Annotated in this window: 19 protein-coding genes; 14 read left to right on the top strand and 5 right to left on the bottom strand. The window is 42.8% G+C overall.

The genetic code is table 11. The features are described 5' to 3' along the window. Positions 1 to 332: 332 nt before the first annotated feature. Positions 333 to 827: a pentapeptide repeat-containing protein gene (locus NSTC745_RS28400; protein ID WP_445633977.1), complete on the bottom strand. Its 495-nt coding sequence runs from the start codon at positions 825 to 827 to the stop codon at positions 333 to 335. A 183-nt stretch (positions 828 to 1,010) separates the two neighbouring features. Between NSTC745_RS28400 and gcvT the strand changes: the two genes are divergently transcribed. The 3 genes from gcvT to gcvP all read left to right on the top strand — a co-directional run bounded on the left by gcvT (position 1,011) and on the right by gcvP (position 5,945). Then, positions 1,011 to 2,147: a glycine cleavage system aminomethyltransferase GcvT gene (gene gcvT, locus NSTC745_RS28395; protein WP_445633976.1), complete on the top strand. Its 1,137-nt coding sequence runs from the start codon at positions 1,011 to 1,013 to the stop codon at positions 2,145 to 2,147. Between the two features lie 204 nt (positions 2,148 to 2,351). Beyond that, entirely contained in the window at positions 2,352 to 2,741 is a 390-nt protein-coding gene (gcvH, locus tag NSTC745_RS28390; RefSeq protein WP_445633975.1) for a glycine cleavage system protein GcvH, read from the top strand. Positions 2,742 to 3,008: 267 nt separating this feature from the next. Next, a complete protein-coding gene (gene gcvP / locus NSTC745_RS28385) occupies positions 3,009 to 5,945 on the top strand; it encodes an aminomethyl-transferring glycine dehydrogenase (RefSeq protein WP_445633974.1) in 2,937 nt (978 codons plus the stop codon). 109 nt (positions 5,946 to 6,054) lie between these two features. Here gcvP and NSTC745_RS28380 read toward each other — a convergent pair whose 3' ends face one another. Further along, the gene (locus tag NSTC745_RS28380; protein WP_445633973.1) at positions 6,055 to 7,776 is read right to left on the bottom strand and encodes a protein kinase domain-containing protein; all 1,722 of its coding nucleotides are present in this window, start codon (positions 7,774 to 7,776) and stop codon (positions 6,055 to 6,057) included. A 159-nt stretch (positions 7,777 to 7,935) separates the two neighbouring features. On the opposite strand from NSTC745_RS28380, the gene NSTC745_RS28375 reads away from it, so the two are divergent. The 5 genes from NSTC745_RS28375 (at position 7,936) to NSTC745_RS28355 (ending at position 13,654) form a co-directional block, all read left to right on the top strand. Next, positions 7,936 to 8,844: a hypothetical protein gene (locus NSTC745_RS28375; RefSeq protein WP_445633972.1), complete on the top strand. Its 909-nt coding sequence runs from the start codon at positions 7,936 to 7,938 to the stop codon at positions 8,842 to 8,844. Between the two features lie 331 nt (positions 8,845 to 9,175). Next, the gene (locus NSTC745_RS28370) at positions 9,176 to 11,446 is read left to right on the top strand and encodes a DUF1796 family putative cysteine peptidase (RefSeq protein ID WP_445633971.1); all 2,271 of its coding nucleotides are present in this window, start codon (positions 9,176 to 9,178) and stop codon (positions 11,444 to 11,446) included. Between the two features lie 6 nt (positions 11,447 to 11,452). Continuing rightward, positions 11,453 to 11,599: a hypothetical protein gene (locus tag NSTC745_RS28365; RefSeq protein WP_445633970.1), complete on the top strand. Its 147-nt coding sequence runs from the start codon at positions 11,453 to 11,455 to the stop codon at positions 11,597 to 11,599. A gap of 771 nt (positions 11,600 to 12,370) precedes the next feature. Then, a complete protein-coding gene (locus NSTC745_RS28360; RefSeq protein ID WP_445633969.1) occupies positions 12,371 to 13,018 on the top strand; it encodes a GNAT family N-acetyltransferase in 648 nt (215 codons plus the stop codon). Positions 13,019 to 13,288: 270 nt separating this feature from the next. Beyond that, the gene (locus NSTC745_RS28355) at positions 13,289 to 13,654 is read left to right on the top strand and encodes a DUF2237 family protein (protein ID WP_445633968.1); all 366 of its coding nucleotides are present in this window, start codon (positions 13,289 to 13,291) and stop codon (positions 13,652 to 13,654) included. 54 nt (positions 13,655 to 13,708) lie between these two features. Here the strand turns inward: NSTC745_RS28355 and NSTC745_RS28350 are convergent, their stop codons facing one another. Together NSTC745_RS28350 and NSTC745_RS28345 are read right to left on the bottom strand one after the other, a co-directional pair. Then, entirely contained in the window at positions 13,709 to 15,886 is a 2,178-nt protein-coding gene (locus tag NSTC745_RS28350) for a hybrid sensor histidine kinase/response regulator (protein WP_445633967.1), read from the bottom strand. Positions 15,887 to 15,890: 4 nt separating this feature from the next. Further along, the gene (locus NSTC745_RS28345; RefSeq protein ID WP_445633966.1) at positions 15,891 to 16,463 is read right to left on the bottom strand and encodes a chemotaxis protein CheB; all 573 of its coding nucleotides are present in this window, start codon (positions 16,461 to 16,463) and stop codon (positions 15,891 to 15,893) included. An 852-nt stretch (positions 16,464 to 17,315) separates the two neighbouring features. Here NSTC745_RS28345 and NSTC745_RS28340 point away from each other — a divergent pair. From NSTC745_RS28340 to NSTC745_RS28320, 5 genes are all read left to right on the top strand, one after another. Further along, complete coding sequence (locus tag NSTC745_RS28340) at positions 17,316 to 17,813, top strand: DUF2231 domain-containing protein (RefSeq protein WP_445633965.1); 498 nt, start codon at positions 17,316 to 17,318, stop codon at positions 17,811 to 17,813. Continuing rightward, positions 17,813 to 18,430: a DUF2231 domain-containing protein gene (locus NSTC745_RS28335; RefSeq protein WP_445633964.1), complete on the top strand. Its 618-nt coding sequence runs from the start codon at positions 17,813 to 17,815 to the stop codon at positions 18,428 to 18,430. Before NSTC745_RS28340 ends, NSTC745_RS28335 begins: the two co-directional genes overlap by 1 nt. A 130-nt stretch (positions 18,431 to 18,560) precedes the next feature. Next, on the top strand, positions 18,561 to 19,565 hold the full coding sequence (locus tag NSTC745_RS28330; protein ID WP_445633963.1) for a cytochrome c oxidase subunit II: 1,005 nt from the start codon (positions 18,561 to 18,563) through the stop codon (positions 19,563 to 19,565). Positions 19,566 to 19,635: 70 nt separating this feature from the next. Beyond that, positions 19,636 to 21,297, top strand: coding sequence for a cytochrome c oxidase subunit I (gene ctaD / locus NSTC745_RS28325; protein ID WP_445633962.1), 1,662 nt, complete (start codon positions 19,636 to 19,638; stop codon positions 21,295 to 21,297). Positions 21,298 to 21,456: 159 nt separating this feature from the next. Then, on the top strand, positions 21,457 to 22,059 hold the full coding sequence (locus NSTC745_RS28320; RefSeq protein WP_445638709.1) for a cytochrome c oxidase subunit 3: 603 nt from the start codon (positions 21,457 to 21,459) through the stop codon (positions 22,057 to 22,059). 244 nt (positions 22,060 to 22,303) lie between these two features. On the opposite strand, the gene NSTC745_RS28315 is transcribed toward NSTC745_RS28320, so the two are convergent. Next, positions 22,304 to 22,975 (bottom strand): hypothetical protein, encoded by a 672-nt coding sequence (locus NSTC745_RS28315; protein WP_445633961.1) that lies wholly within the window; start codon positions 22,973 to 22,975, stop codon positions 22,304 to 22,306. A gap of 422 nt (positions 22,976 to 23,397) precedes the next feature. On the opposite strand from NSTC745_RS28315, the gene NSTC745_RS28310 reads away from it, so the two are divergent. After that, positions 23,398 to 24,705, top strand: coding sequence for an OmpP1/FadL family transporter (locus NSTC745_RS28310; protein WP_445633960.1), 1,308 nt, complete (start codon positions 23,398 to 23,400; stop codon positions 24,703 to 24,705). The last annotated feature ends 8 nt before the right edge of the window (positions 24,706 to 24,713 follow it).

Here is a 24,713-nt window from a genome sequence, read left to right as displayed (position 1 = left end):
CGAACCGCCAAGAACGCCAAGAGCGCCAAGAAAATAGCAAGAAGAGAGATTAAATTATTTAGTGCAAGTTTATAGAAAATTGGTATGAGTGTGTAAATCTTATTTCTTGTTTCGAGTTCCAAACCTCAATGTTGACCCTCGGAAGCTCAATGTTGACCTTCTGAAGCTCAAATAAAGCTATTTTTATATTGACATTAAATAAAAAACATGATGTCTAAAAGCAATTAACCCGAAGGTATTGTAAGGACGGCGATTTATCGCGTCTATTGCCTTAACTAAAAAGTATTAAACAACCCCTTCTCCACCAAGGAAGAAGAAGGGGTTGTTAAGTTTTAACTACATCCTAAAGATTCACGGGTATCCACACCAGTTTTAGAATTGACACCACTCGCCTTCGTACAAAGTTTTTTCACTTGCGTTCCATCTAAAACTGCATTCGTAAAATCAGCGCCAGTAATATCAACATTATCAAATGTAGAACGCAGCATCATTGCATCACTCAAGACTGCATCGCCTAAATCAGCGTTCTTAAATCTTGCTAGATAGGCTATGCCATTACTAAAATCTGCACCATGCAGATTTACTCCCTCTAAGACAGTACCGTTAAACACAACACCGCGTAAGTCAGCATTGCTAAAGTTAGCATTTTCTAAATCGATATTGGTAAACTCAGTGCCAATTAGACTTTGGCCGGAGTAATCCTTGCTCTGCAAGTTCTCTCCAGCAGAACGGGTAATACTGGAAGAACTCGCAGCTTGCGCCGAGAGGGGAAAAACAAAAAGAGCTATGGCTAAGATAAAGCTAGCTAGTATTTGCCGATACTTCATAATGTTAAATTAACAAATCTCAACATTTCCACCATTAACTATTAAACCTCAGTAGAGAGTGCTGAGTTATCAATTGTGTGTTCTGATTGCGGAGGCTTTTGTTTGTTACCTCAAACTATTCTCTCAAACCCGAAAGCATCTCGTAGGATAGAGAGATGTTGAGGTGCGATCGCATAAATACCTGTGGCTAATCAAGAAGACAACGCCCAATCTTTGGCGCGGACTGTTTTATATCAATTGGGTGTAGAACTCAAAGCACGCTTTACCAGCTTTGGTGGTTGGGAAATGCCGGTACAATTTAGTGGAATTAGCCGCGAACATGAAGCTGTCAGAAATGCAGCCGGCATGTTCGATATTTCCCACATGGGCAAATTTACTCTCCAAGGTAAAAACCTCATATCCCAACTCCAGTCTTTAGTACCTTCAGATTTGAGTCGGTTGCAACCCGGTCAAGCACAATACACTGTCTTGTTAAATCCCCAAGGCGGAATTATTGATGACATCATTGTCTATTATCAAGGTGAAGACACCACTGGTACACAAAGGGCGTTTATTATAGTCAATGCGGCAACCACTAGCAAAGACAAAGCATGGCTATTGCAACACCTCGAACCAAATGAGGTGCAATTCCAAGACCTTTCACCAGAAAAAGCCTTAATTGCCGTACAAGGGCCAAAAGCTATTAAATATCTCCAACCCTTAGTGCAGCAGGACTTACAAGCAATCAAAGTATTTGGTCACCTAGAAGCCACGGTATTGGGTAAACCAGGCTTCATAGCCCGCACAGGCTACACCGGAGAAGATGGCTTTGAAGTGATGGTAGACCCTGATGTGGCATTAGAATTGTGGCAAAGTCTTCATAATAATGGCGTCATTCCTTGTGGACTCGGTGCGAGAGATACCCTGCGGCTAGAAGCAGCTTTGGCACTTTACGGCCAAGACATCGACGACACCACCACGCCTTTAGAAGCAGGTTTGGGTTGGCTAGTTCACCTAGACACCAAAGGCGATTTTATTGGTAGGGCAGTTTTAGAACAGCAAAAAGTTGCGGGAGTGCAACGGCGCTTGGTAGGTTTGCAAACCCAAGGACGCAACATTGCTCGTCATGGCTACCAAATTCTATCAACAGGTAAAGTTGTGGGAGAAGTCACCAGTGGTACTTTATCGCCCACACTTGGTTATCCCATTGCTTTAGGCTACGTTCCCACCAAGCTAGCAACTGTTGGTCAGCCATTAGAAGTTGAGATTCGCGGCAAAGCTTACCCCGCAGTTGTGGTGAAACGTCCCTTCTATCGCTCAAAAAATCGTGTTGCTAACTGATAAGTGCTGAGGTTTTTGAGGAATAATGTGTTTTCAGTGGTGCTGAGTTCCGAGTAGCAAGTAAAGAAGTGAAAATCACATTTTTTCACTCATTACTCAGTACTGCTTGTGTGAGTTACTCAATTATCAAGCAAGGTTCATTATCGAATATGGCTTGGATGACTATTAAGGCAATAAATTGTTTGACAAGGGAGAGGTAGTGATATGTCTTTTGATTATCCTCAAGATTTTAGATACTTAGATTCTCACGAATACGTGCGACTAGATGGCGATATTGCCACCATTGGTATTACCGAGTTTGCGGTACATGAACTGGGCGATATCGTATTTTTGGAATTGCCAGAAATTGGCGATTTAGTGACAAAGGGAGATACATTTGGCACTATTGAATCAGTGAAAGCCGTTGAAGAATTAAATTCACCCGTGACTGGCACAGTCGTAGAACGCAACGATCCTTTGATTGAAGATCCGGAACAAGTATCAGATGACCCCTACGGTGAAGGATGGTTTTTAAAAGTACGTGTCAATGACCCCGATGAAGTGAATGATGCCTTGACTGCCGATGAATACCGCGCTCAGGTAGAAGGGGAGTAGGGCGGAGGGGCAGGGGGCAGAGGAGCAGGGGGGCAGGGGAGCAGGGGGCAGGGGAGCAGGGGAAAAGGTTAAAGGGGAAAGGGAAAAGGAATAAATTTAATCTTTCCCCTTTCCCCTTTACCCCTTCCCCTTTCCCCATACCCAATGCCCAATGCCCCACTCTTAGTAAAATTAAGTTATCAAATTTAGATAAATTGATAAATTACACTAACTTCTTATCAGTATTTGTTGCAAAATATTAATATAGTATTATCTGGAGAGTAATTTGTGGTATTGAATCTTCCTAATTTAAAGTCTAGCGATCGCCATCTGCTCAACGAAACAAGTCAAAAGTTAAGTAGTTTTGCTCCCAGACACATTGGCCCGAACTCCGATGACATCCAGCAAATGCTCGAAGTCTTGGGGTTTTCTAGTTTAGATGACCTCATCGACCAAACAGTACCGCAAGCAATTCGGGTCAAGCAACCGCTGAAGTTACCAGAGGCAGAAAGCGAATACGCAGCACTGGCATTGTTAAAAAAAATTGCGAGCAAAAACCAAGTTTTCCGGTCGTATATTGGTATGGGATATTACGACAGCATTACCCCTCCAGTAATTGTACGTAATATTCTAGAAAATCCCGGTTGGTATACTGCTTACACTCCTTATCAGCCAGAAATTGCCCAAGGAAGATTGGAAGCACTGTTGAATTTCCAAACTTTGATTATCGACCTCACAGGTTTGGAAATTGCCAACGCTTCGTTACTCGATGAAGCCACAGCCGCCGCCGAAGCCATGAGCCTCAGCTACGGCGTTTCCAAAAATAAGGCCAATGCCTATTTTGTTTCTCGTGACTGCCATCCCCAAACCATTGATGTGTTGCAGACTCGCGCTCAACCATTGGGGATTAAAATCATTGTCGGCGACCATCAAACATTTGATTTTGAGGAACCGATTTTTGGTGCTGTTCTGCAATACCCAGCAAGCGATGGCACTATTTACGATTACCGCGCTTTTATCGAAAAAGCCCATGCTCAGGGTGCATTGGTGACGGTAGCAGCAGACCCTTTAAGTTTAACTTTGCTTACCCCTCCGGGTGAATTTGGCGCTGATATTGCTGTGGGTAGCACCCAACGTTTCGGTATACCCTTGGGCTTTGGCGGCCCTCATGCAGCGTATTTTGCTACTAAAGAAGAGTATAAGCGATCGGTTCCAGGGCGAATTGTCGGAGTATCAAAAGATGCTCTTGGGAAGCCTGCATTGCGTTTAGCTTTACAAACCCGCGAACAACATATCCGCCGCGAAAAAGCTACTAGTAATATCTGCACAGCACAGGTGCTGCTGGCGGTGATGGCGAGTATGTACGCTGTCTATCACGGCCCTGCTGGACTCAAGCAAATTGCCGAAAATATCCATCAGCTAACTTTAATGTTGGCAGCAGGACTAAAGCATCTGGGTTACAAAATTAGTTCCGAAAATTTCTTTGATACACTGCGGGTGGAGCTGGGAACACACAACTTGGAAGCAATTCTCGAAAGTTGCCAAAGGCGGAATATTAACCTGCGCGTTTTTGATGATACTGCCGTTGGCATCTCTCTAGATGAAACAACTACAGTAGATGATTTAGTTGAGCTTTGGGAGATTTTTGGAGCGCCTGAGAGTCTATTTTTCGGTTTTAAAGAAATTGGAGACTTAATTGCAGCACAGCGCAAATCACCTGTGCAAGATTCAACCCTCGCCCGCACCAGCACCTACCTCACACACCCAGTCTTTAACCGCTATCACTCAGAAACAGAGTTATTGCGCTATCTCCACAGGCTAGAAAGCAAGGATTTGTCGCTAACAACATCGATGATTCCTTTGGGTTCCTGCACAATGAAGTTGAATGCAACTGCTGAGATGATTCCGGTAACTTGGGAAGAATTTGGCAAGATTCATCCTTTTGCCCCAGCATCGCAAACGCAAGGTTATCAAATCCTGTTTCAGCAGCTTGAAGCGTGGTTAGCTGAAATTACTGGTTTTGCCGGAATTTCTCTGCAACCAAATGCAGGTTCTCAAGGTGAATACGCCGGACTTTTAGTAATTCGCCAATATCATCAAAACCGTGGAGAAGGACACCGCAACGTCTGTTTGATTCCCACCTCAGCACACGGGACAAACCCAGCCAGTGCGGTGATGTGCGGTATGAAGGTAGTAGCGGTTGCCTGCGACTCACAAGGTAACATTGACGTTGAGGATTTGAAAGCGAAAGCTGAAAAGCACAAGTCAGAACTCGCCGCTTTAATGGTGACATATCCCTCGACTCACGGTGTTTTTGAGGAGTCAATTAAGGAAATCTGTGCAATTGTTCATAGCCACGGCGGACAAGTTTACATGGATGGGGCAAATATGAATGCCCAAGTGGGAATTTGCCGTCCTGGTGATATTGGCGCGGATGTCTGTCACTTAAACTTACACAAAACTTTCTGCATTCCTCACGGTGGCGGCGGCCCTGGTATGGGGCCTATTGGCGTTGCTTCTCATCTCGTACCGTTCCTACCCGGACATCCTGTTGTCACTATCGACAAGTCAGGTGGAAAATCTCATCTTGGTGCTGTGGCGGCTGCACCTTGGGGTAGTGCAAGTATTTTGGTGATTTCTTGGATGTACATTGCCATGATGGGTACGGCTGGTTTAACCCAAGCAACGAAAGTGGCAATTCTCAATGCTAACTACATCGCTAAGCGACTTGAATCTTACTATCCTGTTTTATATCAAGGGAAAAATGGTTTAGTTGCCCATGAATGTATTTTAGATCTGCGATCGCTCAAAAAATCTGCGGCGATCGAAATCGATGATGTCGCTAAGCGTTTGATGGATTATGGTTTCCATGCGCCCACTGTTTCCTGGCCTGTGGCAGGTACAATCATGGTGGAACCAACAGAAAGCGAATCAAAACAAGAGTTAGATCGTTTCTGTGATGCCTTGATTGCTATTCGCCAAGAAATAGCCGAAATCGAATCAGGCAAGGCAGATATCCAAGATAATCTTTTAAAGAACGCACCTCATACTGCTGAAAGTTTGCTCAGTGGAGAATGGGATCATCCTTATTCCCGCGAACAAGCTGCCTATCCTGCGCCTTGGACGCGCGAACATAAATTCTGGCCTGTTGTCAGCCGCATTGATGCAGCCTTTGGTGACAGGAATTTCGTTTGTTCTTGTCTGCCAATGGATGCTTATTCATAGTAACTCAGCCCCAACCGCCTTTCTGTTTACAGAGAGGCGGCTACTATTAGAAATTTCATAATTTATGAATTGCGAATTAGTATAACTACCGAATATTAGCCTCTTGCAGTTAATTTACTCCCCGAACATATTGAATTCTAGTATCTGAGTTTTTAAGAACATATTCATTTGCTCTTTTTACAGAAGCTCCCTTTTGATATTGAGCTAACACGCGTTGTTTTTGAGTATATTCATTTAATTTAACTTGAGCTTCAGCATAAACTAAAGTATCACTAGGAATATTTTTCAGTAACTTGACAGCACTATTAAAATTACCAATCGATGCTTGATAGTAGGCTTTATTCAAAAAGTAAGCTGCTCTAATTTGCCGCTTGCGATTATATTCAGCTAATTTGTCTTGAACTATAGCACCAGCAGAACTTTCTTTAGGAATTTGGCGCAAATATTCTAACGCCATAGAAAAGTCTTTTATACTGGCACTTTCATAAGCTTTAGCTAATAAATCTTCGGTTTGTGTTTGAATATTTACGTATGCTTGTTGAACTAATTTATTTGTTTTATTTCGCCAATATAAAATATCTGGAACTTGACGAGCCGCATCAATAACATCAGACCATCGACTTTCATAAGAGGCTGCTAAAGCTAACTGATATTGTTGTGCAGCTACTTGCCATTGCTCTTGCCATACTTCGATTGTGGCTTGAGCTTCTGGATAAATATTGCTTTGGGAGGGAATTGATTTAACTAGTGCGATCGCTTCTTGCAAATCCCCTGCTTGATATTCTTTTTTTGCTTGAGATAAAGTCTCTGTTTCTGAATACGCAGGTGAAGTATTAGCTAAAGAATATACACCAACTCCCATCAACAAAGAATTAGCCGCTAGTCCGACTTTCATTCCTGTAAATAATGGCGATAATTTTCCAGAAACAGGATTCTGGGATTTATCATCTTCAATATCTGGTGTTAATATTTGTGTTGGCTGAGGTTCCCAAATCATTTGTTTGAGAACTCGCAGAACTTCAGCCGCAGACTGAAAACGTTTTTGGTAATCGTAGCGGATCATTTGGCTGAGAACAGCAGCTAAATAATCATTAACTGGCGTATTTTGAGAACGCCAAATAATCTCATTAGTATAAGGATCGGCTTTTAATTGTAGTGGTTCTAGCCCAGTTAAAGCTTGAATAGCAATCATTCCCAAAGCATAAATATCACTGTTGGGTTGTGTTTCACCAATAAATTGTTCTGGTGGTATGTACCCCAACGAAGTGACGGGAATTCTATGAATAGGCAATTCCGCACCTATACCAAAATCAATCGATTGGATTGAGCCAAAATCAATTAAAACTAACTTGCCATCAGCAGCACGTCTAATTAAATTTTCTGGTTTGATATCGCAATGAATAACACCTTGGGAGTGAACAAATTCTAGAATACCTAAGACATCTAATAAAAATTCTACAACTTCCCTTTCACTCCACACAGACCCCCACTCTTGATTAATGGGCAATTCCGCAGTGAGCGCATGTCCTTCAATATACTCTTGCACCAAATAAAATCGCTTGTTTTCTTCAAAGCAGGCGATGAATTCAGGAATTTGCTGATGGCTTCCCAAAAGCTTGAGAGTTTCAGTTTCAGTTAAAAACAACAGCCTCAGCGTGTCCAAGTAGTTAGATTCAAAACTGTTAACTTTGATCTGCTTAACTACGCATTTGGCATTGTCTGGGTAATCTACATCTAGGGCAATGTATGTTTGTCCAAACACCCCTGCACCCAGGCTTTGGACAATTTGGTAACGCCCTTGTAATAATTTACCAATTATGTGGTGGATCATGACCTGGTTACTCAGTGAGTCATATTATTTAGTTTTTCTGACATTACCTCTTAATTTCCGGAAAACATAAGAGATTAAACTCGTCTCTGACGTTGAGTGTTGGCGGTGAGGGAGAGATCCCCAACTCTTGTAAAATACAGTACAGTTCAGACGTTCGTTATGACTCGACAGCCTTACGACCAGTTTTCAAAGCAGTTTTTACAAGAGTTGCTTTCGCCTTTGGGAGAGGTAGAGGTAAATAAAGAAATCACTGACGAAGTTCGCCAAGTAGATGTGCTATTCTCCCAGACAGCAACATCTTCTCAACAAGTGGAATCACTAGGATTACTTGGAAGAATAGCTACTAGTACAAGTACGGCGTTGCTAGAACCATTTCGCAATCAGCCTAGCAAGACAGAAGTCCGAAACTGTCTTTTGAAATTGCTTTATGTCATCGCACATTCTCAACGTGAAGCCAAGCGCGAAAAAACCAGTTTACCGGAAGCTAATTTAGCGCGATTGTGGATTTTGGCTCCTAGTGCTTCAGATAATTTGCTTAACAGTTTTGCAGCTAAACTAGAGCTAGAAACCTGGACTAATGGTGTTTATTTGCTGCCGGAATCTTTGAGGACGGTAATAATAGCAATTAACGAACTACCTATAACTAATGACACATTGTGGTTAAGGATTTTAGGCAAAGGTGAAACACAACGCCAAGCTGTTAGTGAATTATTGGCGCTCCCAGAAAACAATCTTTTGCGAGAAAATGCTCTCAAACTGATTACTAATTGGCGGATAGTTATAGTTCAACAACAACAAAGTTTAACAGATGAAGATCGGGAACTAATTATGAATTTATCGCAAGCTTATCAACAATGGGAACAAACCACAGTACAGCAAGGAGTACAGCAAGAACGCCGTCAGCTAATGGAAAATTTGTTGAAATTCAAGTTTGGTTCTGTGGATGAGGAATTGGCGAGAGTCATCGATAGTTTCTTACAGTTACCAGCAGATGAATTTGCTAGATTTTTACTCGAATTACCTAATTTATCTCGCGAAGACCTGTTAGAAAGACTGGATTCGCAATGATAAATAAATACAGCAGAATTGAGAATCCAAAAGTAAAAGGGATTGGTGACTGGGTTTGAAATCTGCTGTATGGCGATCGCCAAATTTTACCTTTATTTAAAGATACCTTTACTTTTCATTAAACCAAGATGATTTCTAGTTATTATCAATAAAGTGAAGATAATAATATCTAAAGATATGCTACTATCTTGAATCTATCCGATAAAATATACTAACTCTGAATTGTAGAATTGAGAATTGCTCTGAAGATTTCTATGTGATATTGTCAAAATAGTTTTTAGGATTCAAATTTTCGATCTGGTATCGTAATATTTAAATCAGGGAAAAACTTATGTATCGATTCCAGATCAGTGCATCTACTCAAACTGGTGAATTCATCGGTATTGTAGGTTCTACTACAAAGTTGGGACTGTGGGATATCAAAAAATGTGTGCCTTTGCGTACAAGTTGCGATCGCTATCCTTTATGGTGGACAGATACAGAAATCAACTTTGCGCCGTCTTTGAAGTCAGGTAAAAGCCAGACAGTTGAATACAAGTATGTGCGTATAGACTCAAACGGCAGTATTCGCTGGGAAGCTTTCGGCCCGAATCGCTGGCTGGCAATTGAGCCTGAAAATCAGTCCAAAACAATTGTTGTGGATGATGGCGCGTTCGGTTATTTGCAGCCTTATCCCTTTGGATATTTTCTTGAAGAACCTGCTGTGACGATGCCCCCAAACGAAGAGTCCCAAAAGGTGAAAATCGCGGTCATCGGCAGTTCTGTGGCCTTAGGTCATAAAGCTTGGCTCCTAAGAGGTTGGGCTTGGCTATTAGCACAGGCTTTGCAGGAAAAATATGGACATGAACTCGCAAACGTGTCCGAAGTCGGGGCGAATGTCACCAGAACAATCAATCGATTTGCCTCAGTCGTCAGGCCAGAAAAACCAGATATCGTAATTATTGCTTTGTCTTTGGGTAACGAAGGGTTAGCCTACTGTCTTCCCCACGAACGTCGCGCAATCCAGCGACGGTTTGAAAGCGGTTTACAGCAGCTGGTGAAAATGACGCGGGACATGGGCGCACGTCCGATTCTCGGCGCAGTCTATCCTAACAACGATTATTCCTCAGAACATCACTGGCTCTTAAAAGACACACACAACCGGATGGTGAATTGGGGCGTTCCTGTACTCGATTGGTTGGCAGCATTGGATAATGGTCAGGGACGGTGGAAAGATGGGATATCCTTCGATCCGGCTCACCCCAACACCGTCGGCCACCGCCTGATGTATGAGGCAATTAACCTAGACTTGTTTGCCATCGACAAAAGCGAATTGGCAAAAGAAAAACAACGCTTCCAGCAGCCAAATGAAGTCATCGTTTACCTTGACAATGCAGGCTTTTATATCTCTAGCTGTATTGAAGAGAGGCGTTTGCGGATCGTCAATCCATCGCAACACACCTACACCATAGCTCCCTATTGGCAGGAACTCCAAACTGCACTGAAAAACAAGGCAGGATCGCTCCCCGGTATCTACATTGCTAAGTCTGCCGAACCAGAGACACTCCCGTTCTTTGCCGTACAAGAAGATAGAGCGATCGCCACCACAGTGGACATCCCCCCTGGTGCAGATTTAGAATACAGCGCCGCTTTCAATCTGTTTTCGCCCAATAACTCAAATCTTTTATTCTATGACGGGCATTTGGGGATTTTACAAGCCGACGAACGCCACCTCTGGGTGATTAACGAATCAGACAACGAGTATAATATCCATCCGATGTGGCAGGAGATTCGCCTAGCATTCAAAGCCATTCCGCCTGGTGTCTATGAAGATCCCCTGCACCCTGACATTCCCTTCCGTACCATGATGATTGGCAACAAGGGGCTGGAAAGTCGAGTGAAAGCACCACCAAAGTCAGCGGTGCTGTTCCAATATAAATGTAAATTATCAGATATTAATCGAGTTGCGATTCTGCCACTGGGCGATCGCTGTGCCGTCAGAATGATGCTATATAAAATGGAGTATGACGGTCCCGCCTTTCCCTTTGATTTAACGCGCACCACCAAGATTGCAGACATCGCGGATATCATCGAAAACCGTTTTTATGACATGTGGAATCCTGCCTTTTTGCATTACAATCCCGATGAACGCAGAATCTACCACAGTAAATGGACTGGTTTATCCTTTGCTCACGAAGTCGAGGACACAGACGACCCTGTTAACGATATGTCTCCCGTCCACGAACGGATGCGCCTTCGCTACAGCGCCCGCTCAGAAAGGTTTTGGCATACAATACAAAACTGCGATAAAGTACTTTTCGTCCGTACAGGCATTGCCGATCGCAGTGGTGCGATGGATTTGGTCTACAAGCTGCGAAAACAATGCCAGGAAAAGCCATTTCACCTGCTGTTGCTTTCTCCCGAATCTAGTAATGAATTTTTAGACCTTCCCAATGTGCTGCATTACAACGTAGAGTTTAATCCCGATCGCATGTATGACGATTTAGGACACTGGATGTACTGCACACAGGTGATGCGGGGAATTTTGCAATCTCTTGGCGTCTCCAGCAAAAACCTTTTTTGGTGTCCGCCAAATCCTCCTAAAGATGAGGCAAAAGGGTAGGAGGTATTGGTTAACACTCCAGATATTACGGAATCAAAACCCTCCTTAGCCTTAGCCACCCCTCGTTTGCGCCAAGCCGATTCCACAAACAGACGTTTAATTTCGCCGATTTTTTCGCCAAGTGGGATAATTGTACCGCAAGCGATCGCCTGATACCGAGTTGCGTTCAAAAATATTAGTTTGGGCAAGCAGGGGGAGCAGGGGAGGCAGGGGAGGCAGGGGAGGCAGGGGAAGCAGGGGGGCAATATACGTTTGATTGCAACTTGGTATGAGTTTGAATCCAAGCAATAACAAACACAGATCTGGGTTGACTCAAGTCAAGCGCGGGAAATTTCCCATCTGGCGTACCACCGTATAACAAGGTAAGCTCTTGATACATTCGATTAATCAAGATATTTGCTTCTAATACCAATTCTATATGAAGATGCACAGAATATTAAACGAACCGCCAAGTACGCCAAGAGCGCCAAGAATAGAGAGTTACTCATTTAGTGCAGCTTCACATTAAATTGGTATAAGCTTTCGTAATCTTGTGGATAAATTCCCAGTTCATCAAGATTTTTGAGCTTAATATAACAGACAATTAAACCTAATTCTTACAGCGCTTTTCATTTGGATGGAATACATGCTTGAATACTAAATTATCGTAAGGGCACAACAATGCTAAAGCCCCTACTGTGGTCTATTCAACTGCAAATTGCTGTAAAAATAAAAAATAACAAATGATACCAAAATCGCATTGTGTAGCATTTCTCGATAAGCGTGAAGTACTAGGTAGGGGCGTAAAGCTTTGCGGCCCTACAAATTTCTGTACCTTATTTGCTTAGGAACCGCTATAAGTATTTTTTGAACTTATTGGAACAGCTTTGTAACAAAGGCTTTTAATCCAAAATGTAAAATCAAAAATTGGAAAGTTATAAAATCATGCAAAATCGAACTTGGCAGCTACCCGATTTTTTACAACTCAAGGGTCAATTTGTCACGCTTAATCCCTTAATTCTAGAAAGAGATATAGATACTTTATATGCAGCTTCGCACGGGAGTCCTGAAAAAGAAGCCGTATGGAATTATTTATTTTACGGCCCATTTGATAGCCCTTCAATAATGAAAGATTGGATGGAAAAAAATCTAGTAGGTAAGTCCGATCCTCTGACTTGGACAGTGTTTGAAAATTCAGCAAATACTCCAGTGGGAATTGTAGCATTACTGGCGATCGCTCACAATCACGGTCGTGCTGAAATCGGTCATGTATGGTTTACTCCAGCAGTCCACAAAAGTAAAGTCAATACAGAATCACAGTTTTTATTACTTCAACATCTTTTCGATCGCCATTCTTATCGTAGAGTTGAATGGAAGTGTGATTCTCTCAACCATGCAAGCCGGACTACCGCTGCACGAATGGGATTCATTTATGAAGGTCGTTTCCGACAACATATGTTTGTGCGTGGAAAAAACAGAGATACCGATTGGTTTGCCATGACAGATAAAGAATGGCCCCGCTGTAAAAGCAATTTTGAAAAATGGCTTTATTCCAACGAAAAACTTTCTTTAATGGAACTAAATAATGGTTAATTTGAAAAGGCAATTTAAGCCAGAATTCAGAATTCATAACTCAGAATTAGTCAATACTTTATGCAAAAAAAGACATTCATAATTCTAGTAATATTTAATACTCAATCGTTCTATAGGACTCATATTTTATTTTTGAAATAGACGTAGACGTAGGGTGCGTTATTGCGAAGCATAACGCACCCTACAGATACTCAATTCTGAATTCTGCCTCCTGCCTCAGAACCAAGCCGACCTTGGTAGAATTAAACTGATACTTTTGCCAGTGAAGCAATGAATTCAAACGTAATCGGCGGAGAACTAGAAGTTTGCTGCACTTCCCCCATGACTGGGTTTTACCGCGACGGCTTATGTCGTACAGGTGGTCAAGATTTTGGGTCGCACGTTATATGTGCCGAACTAACGCAAGAATTCCTTGAGTTTACCAAATCCCGTGGGAACGACCTGAGTACACCTGCTCCTGAATATAATTTTCCTGGACTCAAGCCTGGCGATCGCTGGTGTTTGTGTGCTTCTCGCTGGCAAGAAGCCCTCGAAGCCGGCGTTGCTCCCCCAGTAATCCTTTCAGCAACTCACCCTAGAGCGTTAGAAGTAGTGTCCTTAGACGATCTCAAAAAACACGCCCTAACTTCTTCTTAATTAGTTATTAGTCATTAGTCATTAGTCATTCCCCGCGTCCCCTTCTCTGTGCCACTAACTCACCGGGACTTCCACAGGTAGTTTCAACACATTAACAACCACACGAATTAATTTAGTGGGGTCAATTGGCTTAGGCAGATGCTGTTGAAATCCGGCTGCAAGTGCTTGCAAGCGGTCTTCCTCTCGCGTATATGCAGTTAAAGCGATCGCGGGAATGCGTCCGCCTTTTTCTGGTTCTAAAGAACGGAGTTTGCGAATCAGCGTATAACCATCTTGTTCTGACATGCCGATGTCGCTAATCAAAATATCTGGTTTGGCTTGTTCTAGTACTGCTAAGGCTTCATCCACTGATGACACCGCAGTGGCAACTGCGCCATAGTCCTCAAACATAAAGCTGAGAAAGTTACGGGTATCTGCTTCATCATCTACGACTAAAACCTTTAATCCCGCCAAGGGAGTAGAAGCCCCACCAGAGGAAATTTCTCCTGCTTCTCTACTACCTTTGTTACCCCGATTGTCTTGTAGCAATGGCAGTCTGACAGTAAAGGTTGCTCCCTGTTCCGTACCTGGGCTTTCAGCTGAAATGGTGCCTTTGTGCAGTTCTACTAAGTGACGGACGATCGCTAGTCCTAGTCCTAGTCCATTGTGCGATCGTGTTGTGGTACTGTCTGCTTGCCGGAAACGCTCGAATACTTTCGGTAAAAACTCTGGACTGATGCCAATGCCTGTATCGATTACTTGAATTTGGGCGTACTGAAATTTTGGATTTTGGACTTCGGCTTCGCTCGACCGAACGATTTTGGATTTTGGATTGCTACTTTCATCAGTGTTTAAATTGGAATTTTCATTTTTAGATTCCAATAACAAAGAAGCTCTATTACTCGCTAAATCAGGGCTATCGTTAATTGAATATCCAAAATAGGTAGATAACTTGACCTCTACCCTACCACCTTTGGGTGTAAACTTTATGGCGTTGGTTAATAGATTCCATACAACTTGCTGTAAACGGGCTGGATCGCCATACACTGAACCAACGGAAGTATCCAACACAGTATTTAATTGAATGTCTTTTGCTTCTGCTAAAGGACGCACTGCTTCTAAAGCTGCTTCCATCACCGAGATCAGATTTACAGCACATATATTTAATCGCAACTGACCGCGGATAATCCTTGATACATCTAAGATATCCTCAATTAGTTGCATCTGAGATGTAGCGTTGCGTTCGATCGCCTCTAGGGCGCGGGAAGTGGCTTTATCGTCAAGTTTCTTAGAACGCAGGATTTTTGACCAGCCAAGCATGGAAGTTAGAGGCGTGCGGAGTTCGTGGGAGAGAACCGCGAGAAATTCATCTTTCATGCGATTTGCCGCTTCAGCTTCCTGTCTTGCCGTTTGTTCTCGAATTACTTGAGCGCGGACTTCTTCGGCTTGCTTGCGTTCGGTAATATCTTCGAGAGTGCCTACATACCCCAGTAATTCCCCTTGGCCGGAAAGCATCGGCGATGAGCGAACCTGAACCCAGCGAACATTGCCATGAGCAGTTTGAAAACGAAATTCTTCGGAGTAGTCGCGACCTTGATTAATATAGCTAGACCAGCTAGTTACTGCTCGTTCTCTATCTTCAGGATGAACCGATTCCAGCCAACTTTTTTCTACACTTTCCGCCGCTTTTACACCACAAATTATCTGATAACGCGGATTGGTATACCTACAGCGTCCTTCTGTATCAATTTCAAAGATGCCAACTGGGGAACAGGTACTGAGGGAACGAAATCTTTCTTCACTTTGCCTGAGTTCGGCATTAACGGCTACGAGTTGGGCTGCTTGTAGCTTGACGGCTTCTGTTTTCTTAAATAATTCTGCAAATACTGTGACTTTTGAAGTTAAGATATTTGGGTCGATGGGCTTGAGTAAATAATCCACTGCACCCAAGGCATAGCCTTTAAACAGCATTTGGTCGCTGGTGCTGAAGGCGGTAAGAAAGATGATTGGTGTATGGCGCGATCGCCCCCGATTGCGAATCAAAGTTGCAGTTTCAAAGCCGTCCATCCCTGGCATTTGCACATCCAGCAAAATCACTGCAAAATCCTGATGCAGCAGACACCTTAAAGCTTCTTCCCCAGAAGTAGCTCTCACCAGATTCTCACCTAGTTTTTCTAGGATTGCCTCTAGTGCGAGTAAATTTTCCAGCTTATCATCTACCAGGAGGATGTTTACTTTGGGTTCCATCTGCATGGGTTCATTTCCGTGATAAATAACAAAGCTTGACCATTTGGTCAGCAATGTCTCTTAGTGTCAAAATCCAGTCTACTGCAACAGATGAAATTGCTGCCTCTGGCATAATGCAGCTCTCTGCTGTGGCGGGTTCTTGTACAATAGTGATTCCCCCCCGCGCTTTTACTTTTTTTAAACCTTCCATACCATCATGATTGGCTCCTGTCAATATTATACCTATAACTTGCTCGCCATAAATATCGGCTGCCGACTCAAATAACACATCAATTGATGGTCGGGCATAGGAAACAGGTTCATCAGTGGAAAGAGCAAAGTGACCGGGTTCAACAAGCAAGTGATAATCTGCTGGAGCTAGGTAGATATGTCTTGGGAGTATTTCGTCTTTGTCTTCCACTTCTCGAATCGGCAAGGAAATCGATTCTTGTAATAGTTGCCGCAGTGCGTTGTTCGACTCTTTGTGACGGTGCTGCACGATCGCGATCGGGACTGGAAAATCCGCTGGCAAATTTTGGAGAATGATTTTCAATGCCGATAATCCACCTAATGAAGTACCAATCACTACAATTTTAAATGACACTAATTTAGGCCTCATACCCGCCGAATATGGTTATAAGGCATGGTTATAGGGCATAGGGCATGGGGCATAGGGCATTACTTATTAATTCTTATCCCTTGTCTACCTCATCTCGCCATCTTCCTATTCCTTACTTTTCCCACAACTATTGAAGATTATATATTTTTGTGATTTATTTTACAAATAAATATTTTGTAAATGTGAAATAGTTTACATAAAAGTATTGTATTTATGTTTAATAATATTTTAATTATGCTAAATTAGATACATAAAAAAGTATTTTTATTGCTAGTTGAATAATTTTTAAACTTTTATTTTTTATTTTTTTGACAATTCATAAAAATTTACTTAAGCTAAAAGATAGGTTAAGCAAATCAACAAACAACAGCGACTTGATTTAGGTAGATTAACAATTGCTGTTGTAAATTGTCGGCATGAGGGAAGGAATCTCCAGCAAAAATATTGTCTGTAGGCAAACTCACCAGATTTGACTACCAAAAGTTAAGACATGACTAAACATATTGCACCGCGCAAATATTAAATCAGCGAACAGTTATCGAGGTTATAAGGGGGAATAATCAAGTAATAATTCAGAATTCAGAATTCAGAATCAGAATTAATCAGGCTTGGATAGCCAAGTTTGATAACACGAACAAAATCAAGCAGGGGTGGAAGCATTGATTTTGCAAGGATTCTGATTACTAATGAATGATTCTGGAAAATTCTCACCTGATAACTAATTCCCGTTGAACAGATTCCGGTCATTTATGGATGGATACTTGTGGTGATGTTAGTGAGTGTCCATAAAAGTTTGAAGTTTAGTTCCAGTGCGGTAAATATGTCCAGGAGAACACAATGCTTGAGTATTTTACATCTTTGAATGACCATAATTTGCCGTATCCAGATACGATTCACCCCATCGTTGTCCACTTCGTAATTGCGATGGTCTTGTTTTCCTTTTTTTGCGATGTAGTTGGCTATTTCACTGGTAAAACTCGCCTTTTTGAAGTGAGTTGGTGGAATATGTTTGTCGCTACGATCGCTATTTTTGTTGCCATCATTTTCGGTCAATTTGAAGCTGGTTTAGCACAACCCTACAGCCTAGCTAAATCAGTGCTGAATTTGCATACATTAATTGGTTGGTCGCTTTCCGGAATCATCGCCGCAATTACAGCTTGGCGCTATGTAATTCGTACCCGTAACCCGCAAAAAGTATCGATTTATTATCTCGGAGCCGGACTAGTTTTAACTTTAATAGTTGGCTTGCAGGTATATCTGGGAGATCGGCTTGTTTGGGTGTATGGACTGCATACAGTACCAGTTGTGGAAGCCGTAAAGGATGGTTTATTGTAATGAACTCAGAACTGATTGACCAATTGCACGGCCAACTCGGCGCAAACGGACTACCTTACACAATTCCCATCCATCCCAACTTAGTCCATCTGACACTGGGTTTATTCATCATCGGTATCACCTTCGATATCGTCGGTGTTTTGTTCCCCTTCCAAAAATGGGTCTTCAAATTTTTGGGAATTACCGTCGAACGTGACAACTTCTTTGAAGTTGGCTGGTACAACATGTTCGCTTCCAGCATCATTACATTTTTCACGGTGGGAGCAGGTTTTTATGAAATGCTATTGGCAACACCACCAGCTAATGTGAAAAGTGCCTGGGGATTGCAGGCAATGGAAACCATGATTTGGCATGGTGTCGGTGGTGTGTTCTTATTAGCAGTAATTGTTGGCATGACCATCTGGAGAGGATGGCAGCGCTTCGTTTGGAGCAAAGAAGAATATAGACAGACAGACAGACAAGTGCAATGGAGTTATTTACTCGCAGGTCTAGCCGTCATGTTTGTGATGTTCCTCCACGGCACGCTAGGAGCGCAACTGGCTACCGAGTTTGGCGTCCATAACACAGCAGATAGACTACTACAACTAGGCCAAGACCTCAACAAAACACTCAAATAAATCACTTTGTCTGTTGTCCTTTGTCATTAGTCATTTGTCCTTTATTTTTTACTAATAACCAATGACTAATGACCAATGACCAATGACTATTGACTAATGACCAATGACCAATGACTATTGACTATTGACCATGAAAATCCAGAAAATTTTAAATATTTTGACGCTGCTTACAGGCGCGATCGCAGTTACCGCTACAAGTCTGTGGATCGGCCAACAAGCTTACTCTTGGCTTCCTCCACAAGCAGCAGCCGAATCCCAACTAATTGATAATTTGATTAGTTTCTTAGTAACCCTTGGTAGCTTCATCTTTTTGGGAGTAACGAGTACTTTGATGTATTCTGTCATCTTCCATCGCGCAGTTAAAGATGACTTTACCGACGGCCCCGCCATTGAAGGTAATATCACCTTAGAAGTTGTCTGGACAGCAATCCCAATTTTGTTGGTGTTTTGGATTGCAGGTTACAGCTACCAAGTATACGAACAAATGGGAATTCAAGGCCCCTCCCAATTAGTTCACCTGCATAATCCCTTGGGAATGGAATCAGCTTATGCAGCACCCAAGACGGACAAGGGGATAAGGAGAGAAGTTGGAGCGGAGGCTTCCTCCGATCCAAACTTCGGAGGACAAGGAGACAAGGAGAGTTCTTTGGTGGCATCAGGTTTAGAACCAGTAGAAAAAATTGATGTAATAGCCAAACAATGGGCTTGGGTCTTCCATTACCCAGAGAGAGATGTCACTAGTAGTGAATTGCATTTACCGAGCGATCGCCGCGTGCGTTTAGCGCTAAACTCCCAAGACGTTCTGCACGGGTTTTACATTCCTGCATTTCGCCTTAAACAGGATATTATTCCCAACCATGCGATCGACTTTGAATTTACTCCCGTCCGTCCCGGCCAATACCGATTGACAGATTCCCAATACAGCGGCACATATTTTGCAACCATGCAAGCCAATGTGGTTGTCGAATCTCCTGAAGAATACCATCAATGGCTATCCCAAGCCGCAACTCAAAAGCCATCCCCAGCCAAAAACCAAGCGGCTTATGAGTATGCTCAAACATCCAATCAGTCAGTCAAAACTGGTTGGGCTACAGTTCCACCTGCCGCACCTCCTCTAGTCAATTCCCCTGGCTGAAAAACCTCTTGTACAGACGCGATTAATCGCGTCTCCCGACTCCCTGAATTTCTTAAAAGGAAACTAACTCATGACTAATGTTCCTATTGATGGCATTAGTATCGTTGGTGAAATTTCTCACCATGAATCTCCAGGCGACTGGAAGCGATACTTCAGCTTTAGCACCGACCATAAAGTTATTGGTATTCAATATCTCGTTACCTCATTTATTTTCTTTCTCGTCGGCGGCATCTTTGCAATGGTAATTCGGGGAGAACTGATGACACCCGAATCAGATTTAGTCGATCGCACAGTCTACAATGGCATGTTTACCATGCACGGCACCGTGATGCTGTTTTTGTGGACATTTCCCTCACTCGTTGGTTTTGCCAACTATCTAGTACCCTTGATGATTGGGGCGCGAGATATGGCATTTCCCCGCCTCAACGCCGTTGCCTTTTGGATGGTACCAGTAGTCGGAATTCTGCTGATGAGCAGTTTCTTTATTCCTGGCGGCCCAGCCCAAGCAGGTTGGTGGGCTTACCCTCCAGTCAGTCTCCAGAATCCCACCGGAAACTTAATCAACGGTCAAGTCCTCTGGCTGCTAGCAGTAGCGGTATCTGGCGTGTCTTCGATTATGGGAGCAGTGAACTTTGTCACCACAATTGTCAAGATGCGGGCGCCAGGGATGGGCTTCTTCCGGATGCCCTTGTTCGTCTGGGCAGTATTTAGCGCCCAAATCATCCAATTGTTTGGACTACCTGCACTCACAGCAGGTGCAGTAATGCTGCTACTCGACCTCACCGCAGGCACCGCCTTTTTCGACCCTGCCAGAGGTGGAAATCCAGTCATGTTCCAGCACTACTTCTGGTTCTACTCCCACCCTGCCGTTTACGTGATAATTCTGCCCATCTTCGGGATTTTCTCGGAAATCTTCCCAGTTTATTCCCGTAAACCCCTATTTGGTTACAAAGTTGTTGCCGTTTCATCCATCTTGATTGCTGTAGTCAGCGGTATTGTTTGGGTACACCATATGTACGTCAGCGGTACGCCAGGTTGGATGCGCTTAATTTTCATGCTGACAACGATGTTTGTATCAGTCCCCACAGGAATAAAAGTCTTTGCTTGGGTGGCAACGATTTGGGGCGGAAAATTACGGTTGAAGACCCCAATGCTGTTTGCCTTGGGTGGACTAGTGATGTTTGTCTTCGCCGGCATCACAGGGATTATGCTTTCCTCCGTGCCAGTGGATGTCCACGTTAACAATACCTACTTTGTAGTCGGACACTTCCACTACGTCCTCTTCGGCACCGTGACAATGGGCTTGTATGCTGCCATCTATCACTGGTTCCCCAAAATGACTGGTCGGATGTACCACGAAGGCTGGGGCAAAGTACACTTCTGGTTAACCTTCATCGGCACTAACCTCAACTTTTTGCCCATGCATCCCTTAGGATTGCAAGGAATGTTACGCCGAGTCGCTTCCTACGCCCCAGAGTACACATCCTGGAATCTCATCGCCAGCATCGGCGGATTTCTGTTAGGAGTATCCACCTTGCCCTTCATTTTCAACATGGTGATTTCTTGGATGCAAGGCGAGAAAGCACCCGAAAACCCGCACCGGGCAATTGGACTAGAGTGGTTAGTTTCTTCACCACCCCCCGTCGAAAACTTTGAACAAATCCCCATCATAGTCTCCGAACCCTACGGCTACGGCAAATCCGAACCCTTAACAGCAAACCTCCCCGAATAACGCCAGGGAAGACGCAGAAACCCTCCGCGTACCACCGAAGTTCAGATGCCTGCGGCGGGCTGCGCCAACGGCGGAAGCCGCCGCTCCGGCTTCTCTGTGCGCTTCCCTTTGCCTCCCCTTTGCGTTTCAAACTCACCCCTCAAAAACCAAACTCTACCAATGGACAGCTATCTCAATTCCCACGAATCACACCACACAGAGGTAGAACATAGCCACGATGAAGAAGGCAACAAAATGTTTGGCTTCATTGTCTTCCTACTCTCTGAAAGTGTAATTTTCCTAAGTTTTTTTGCAGGATATATCATCTACAAAACAACAACTCCTAACTGGCTACCGACTGGTGTTTCTGGACTAGAAGTAAAAGAACCGGCAATCAATACAGTAGTTCTTGTTGCCAGTAGCTTTGTAATTTACTTAGCAGAACGCGCCCTGCAACGCCACGATTTAATGAAATTTCGCCTGTTTCTTTTAGCAACAATGGCGATGGGAACTTACTTTTTAGTTGGACAAGCAATTGAATGGAATAGCCTGGCCTTTGGCTTCACTTCAGGAGTATTTGGTGGCACGTTCTATTTGCTTACAGGTTTCCACGGTTTGCACGTTTTGACTGGTATCTTGTTGCAGTTGATTATTTTAGTGCGCTCTTTTATCCCTGGTAACTACAACACGGGTCACTTTGGCGTTAATGCAACTTCATTATTTTGGCACTTCGTCGATGTCATCTGGATTATTTTGTTTGTCCTCATTTACATCTGGCAATAAATATTGATGAGGATATTTTGTATGTAATACCATTTCACGAAAATCTTGATACATATAAATCTACCATAGGGGCTTTACAGCTGTGCGCCCTTACCAAGGTATTTGTATCAAGTTTAAAGTGAAACAGTATAAGTCCTATACCAATCTTAGTTATAGGGTTTTCAAGTTGCAAATCCCTAAGTTATGTAGTAACTCAGGGATTTTATCTCTACTTACAACTAAGATACTAAGAATTGCCTCTTGCCTATTTTGGTTTCAAAGGAGAAGGAGGAGCAGATAATACAATAATATTTCTCACATTACTAACGTAACGGCCTCCAGCTTTATCACCTGGAACTACTAAACGAGCAAATCCTTCATCTGCTAAATATACGACTTTACCATCACTGCTTTTTTTTGCAAACGCAACTAGCACTGTTTTTCCTTCAAAGTTGGGTTGAATTTCTCCAATAGCCACTACTGCACCATAACAATCTGTGGCTTCAACTAAAATATATTGCCGGAGAAAAGAGTTTTTAGGATTCACTCCAGAATTTCCAGGTTTTAGACCACCTCCGGCTTTTGGATTATTAATCAACTCCCATAGAGGAACTCCATAGTATGTTTCTGTTCTTGGCCCTGAGCCGGTTTGAAAGCTGACAGTGATTTCAGTAACTAATCCTGGGTTTTGATTTTTTAAAGTATTTCGCAAATTTTTCAGCTTGTACAAATGATAGGTAGTTGGATTATTGAGTTCTCCATCCAACCGAAAACTTTGTGAAATACCTCCAGGACACTTATTTTTATTCCAAATAGATGCTATTTTTTGTTCTCGAACCCTGGTAAGGCTGCTGTTTGAGTCAGCTAAAGTAGGCTGCCATAAAACCAGCGTTGATAGTATTAAAGATACAATGGGTATTTTGCGGCTAAAACGCATAAGACATTTCTCCGTTTACTGTTGAATATTGAAAAAATTACAGCAGAATTAAAAAGTTAGAATTCAAGCTTAAAACAAGCTGTCTACTTACTTTTGAAACTGAAGTTTTATGCTTCAGCAGCCAAAATTAGCCGCAAATCTCTTGTGATATTTGCATTTTTCTAAATGGATTTAGTGTATCTGTGCAATGTATTGAAGATAATACCAACTTCTTGGGTAATATACCAAATATTCTGGTAATGGAATGCTAACAAAATTAATTTTTATTTCTTTTTAAAATAGCCAAGCTTTATATTGTACGTAAATTTTGTGTGGCTTTAGTGCGTAAATTCTAATCTTGTGATGTACATTTTCATACAAAATTAGTATTACAACAAACACAAGATATAAAATTCCAAATGCATAAATTGAAGCAATTGCAAGTGAAATTGTTGTTAATACCAATTTTGGTAGCACTCACAGCAAACAGTACAGGCAGTGTTGCATTGGCTGGAGGATTTGCCCTAAACGAACAGAGTGTCAAGGGTTTGGGAAATGCTTTTGCGGGAAGTGCGGCGACTGCTGATGATGCCAGCACAATTTTCTTTAACCCGGCAGGCTTGACTCGCTTACCAGATAATTCAATTTTTGGGGCTTCTTATGTGATTTTCCCGAAAGTCATTTTTCAAAATCGGGGTTCTACCACGGCAACAGGGGTTCCATTATCAGGTGGAAACGGTGGAGAAGCAGGTGTTGATATTATTGTGCCAAACCTTTATGCTGCTTGGAGCGTTTCCGATCGCCTGAAACTAGGTATTGGTATTAACGTTCCTTTTGGGCTAGCTACGAAATACGAGAGTAACTGGGTTGGGCGTTACCAAGCAGTGGAGTCCAAACTGACAACTATTAATATTAATCCTACGGTAGCAGCCAAGTTGAGCGATAACTTTTCTGTTGGTGCGGGTCTAAATATACAGTATGCTCAGGCAACACTCTCAAATGCGATCGACTTTGGTTTAATTGGACGAAGTGTTGGTTTACCCACCCAATCACAACAGGCGGATGGTTTTGTCAAAGTCACTGGCTCTGATTGGAGTGTAGGATACAACTTAGGAGTGATGTACGAACCATCCAAAACTACGCGCATTGGTTTGAGTTATCGATCGCCAATTACTCAAGACATTAGGGGAAATGCTGATTTTACAGTACCTGTAAGCGCTAGAGCCTTAACTGCTAGAGGACAATTCACAGACACAGGAGCCAACGCAGTCTTAAACTTGCCCGATACCTTATCGCTTGCTGTATATCACGAACTTAATCCTCGTTTGGCAATTGTCAGCGATGTCACCTGGACAAACTGGAGCCGCTTTAAAGAACTGCGAGTTAAATTTGACAATCCAGTTCAAGCAGATACCGTACAACCGGAAAATTGGAATGATACGTTCCGTTTTGGAGTTGGGGTCAATTACGCTGTGAGCAAGCAATTAACACTGCGAACGGGTGTAACTTACGACCCTAGCCCTATTGATGAACAATTTAATACACCCCGTTTACCTGGTGGCGATCGCACCTTACTTGGTTTCGGTGCTAGCTATCGACCTTCCAAGTCATTGAATTTCGATATTGGTTACACTCACGTATTTGTCAACGATAGTGACATTAACCAGTCAAGTTCTACAGTCGGTGCCCTCAGAGGTAATTTTGAAGGTAGTGTGGATATCGTTGGTTTACAACTTAGCTGGGAATTTTAAGCGAACTA

The sequence above is a fragment of the Nostoc sp. DSM 114161 genome (assembly GCF_052692665.1).
The sequence above is the reverse complement of the archived record's forward strand: the minus strand, read 5'-3'. Positions and strand labels throughout refer to the sequence as shown.

Excerpts from the sequence above, each read along its gene's own strand:
- NSTC745_RS28340 (WP_445633965.1), top strand. The coding sequence starts at position 17,316 with ATGCTTGAGTATTTTACATCTTTGAATGACCATAATTTGCCGTATCCA.
- NSTC745_RS28355 (WP_445633968.1), top strand. The coding sequence starts at position 13,289 with ATGAATTCAAACGTAATCGGCGGAGAACTAGAAGTTTGCTGCACTTCC.
- NSTC745_RS28360 (WP_445633969.1), top strand. The coding sequence starts at position 12,371 with ATGCAAAATCGAACTTGGCAGCTACCCGATTTTTTACAACTCAAGGGT.
- ctaD (WP_445633962.1), top strand. The coding sequence starts at position 19,636 with ATGACTAATGTTCCTATTGATGGCATTAGTATCGTTGGTGAAATTTCT.
- NSTC745_RS28350 (WP_445633967.1), bottom strand. The coding sequence starts at position 15,886 with ATGCAGATGGAACCCAAAGTAAACATCCTCCTGGTAGATGATAAGCTG.
- NSTC745_RS28320 (WP_445638709.1), top strand. The coding sequence starts at position 21,457 with ATGGACAGCTATCTCAATTCCCACGAATCACACCACACAGAGGTAGAA.
- NSTC745_RS28335 (WP_445633964.1), top strand. The coding sequence starts at position 17,813 with ATGAACTCAGAACTGATTGACCAATTGCACGGCCAACTCGGCGCAAAC.
- NSTC745_RS28400 (WP_445633977.1), bottom strand. The coding sequence starts at position 827 with ATGAAGTATCGGCAAATACTAGCTAGCTTTATCTTAGCCATAGCTCTT.
- gcvH (WP_445633975.1), top strand. The coding sequence starts at position 2,352 with ATGTCTTTTGATTATCCTCAAGATTTTAGATACTTAGATTCTCACGAA.
- NSTC745_RS28370 (WP_445633971.1), top strand. The coding sequence starts at position 9,176 with ATGTATCGATTCCAGATCAGTGCATCTACTCAAACTGGTGAATTCATC.
- NSTC745_RS28375 (WP_445633972.1), top strand. The coding sequence starts at position 7,936 with ATGACTCGACAGCCTTACGACCAGTTTTCAAAGCAGTTTTTACAAGAG.
- NSTC745_RS28315 (WP_445633961.1), bottom strand. The coding sequence starts at position 22,975 with ATGCGTTTTAGCCGCAAAATACCCATTGTATCTTTAATACTATCAACG.
- NSTC745_RS28380 (WP_445633973.1), bottom strand. The coding sequence starts at position 7,776 with ATGATCCACCACATAATTGGTAAATTATTACAAGGGCGTTACCAAATT.
- NSTC745_RS28330 (WP_445633963.1), top strand. The coding sequence starts at position 18,561 with ATGAAAATCCAGAAAATTTTAAATATTTTGACGCTGCTTACAGGCGCG.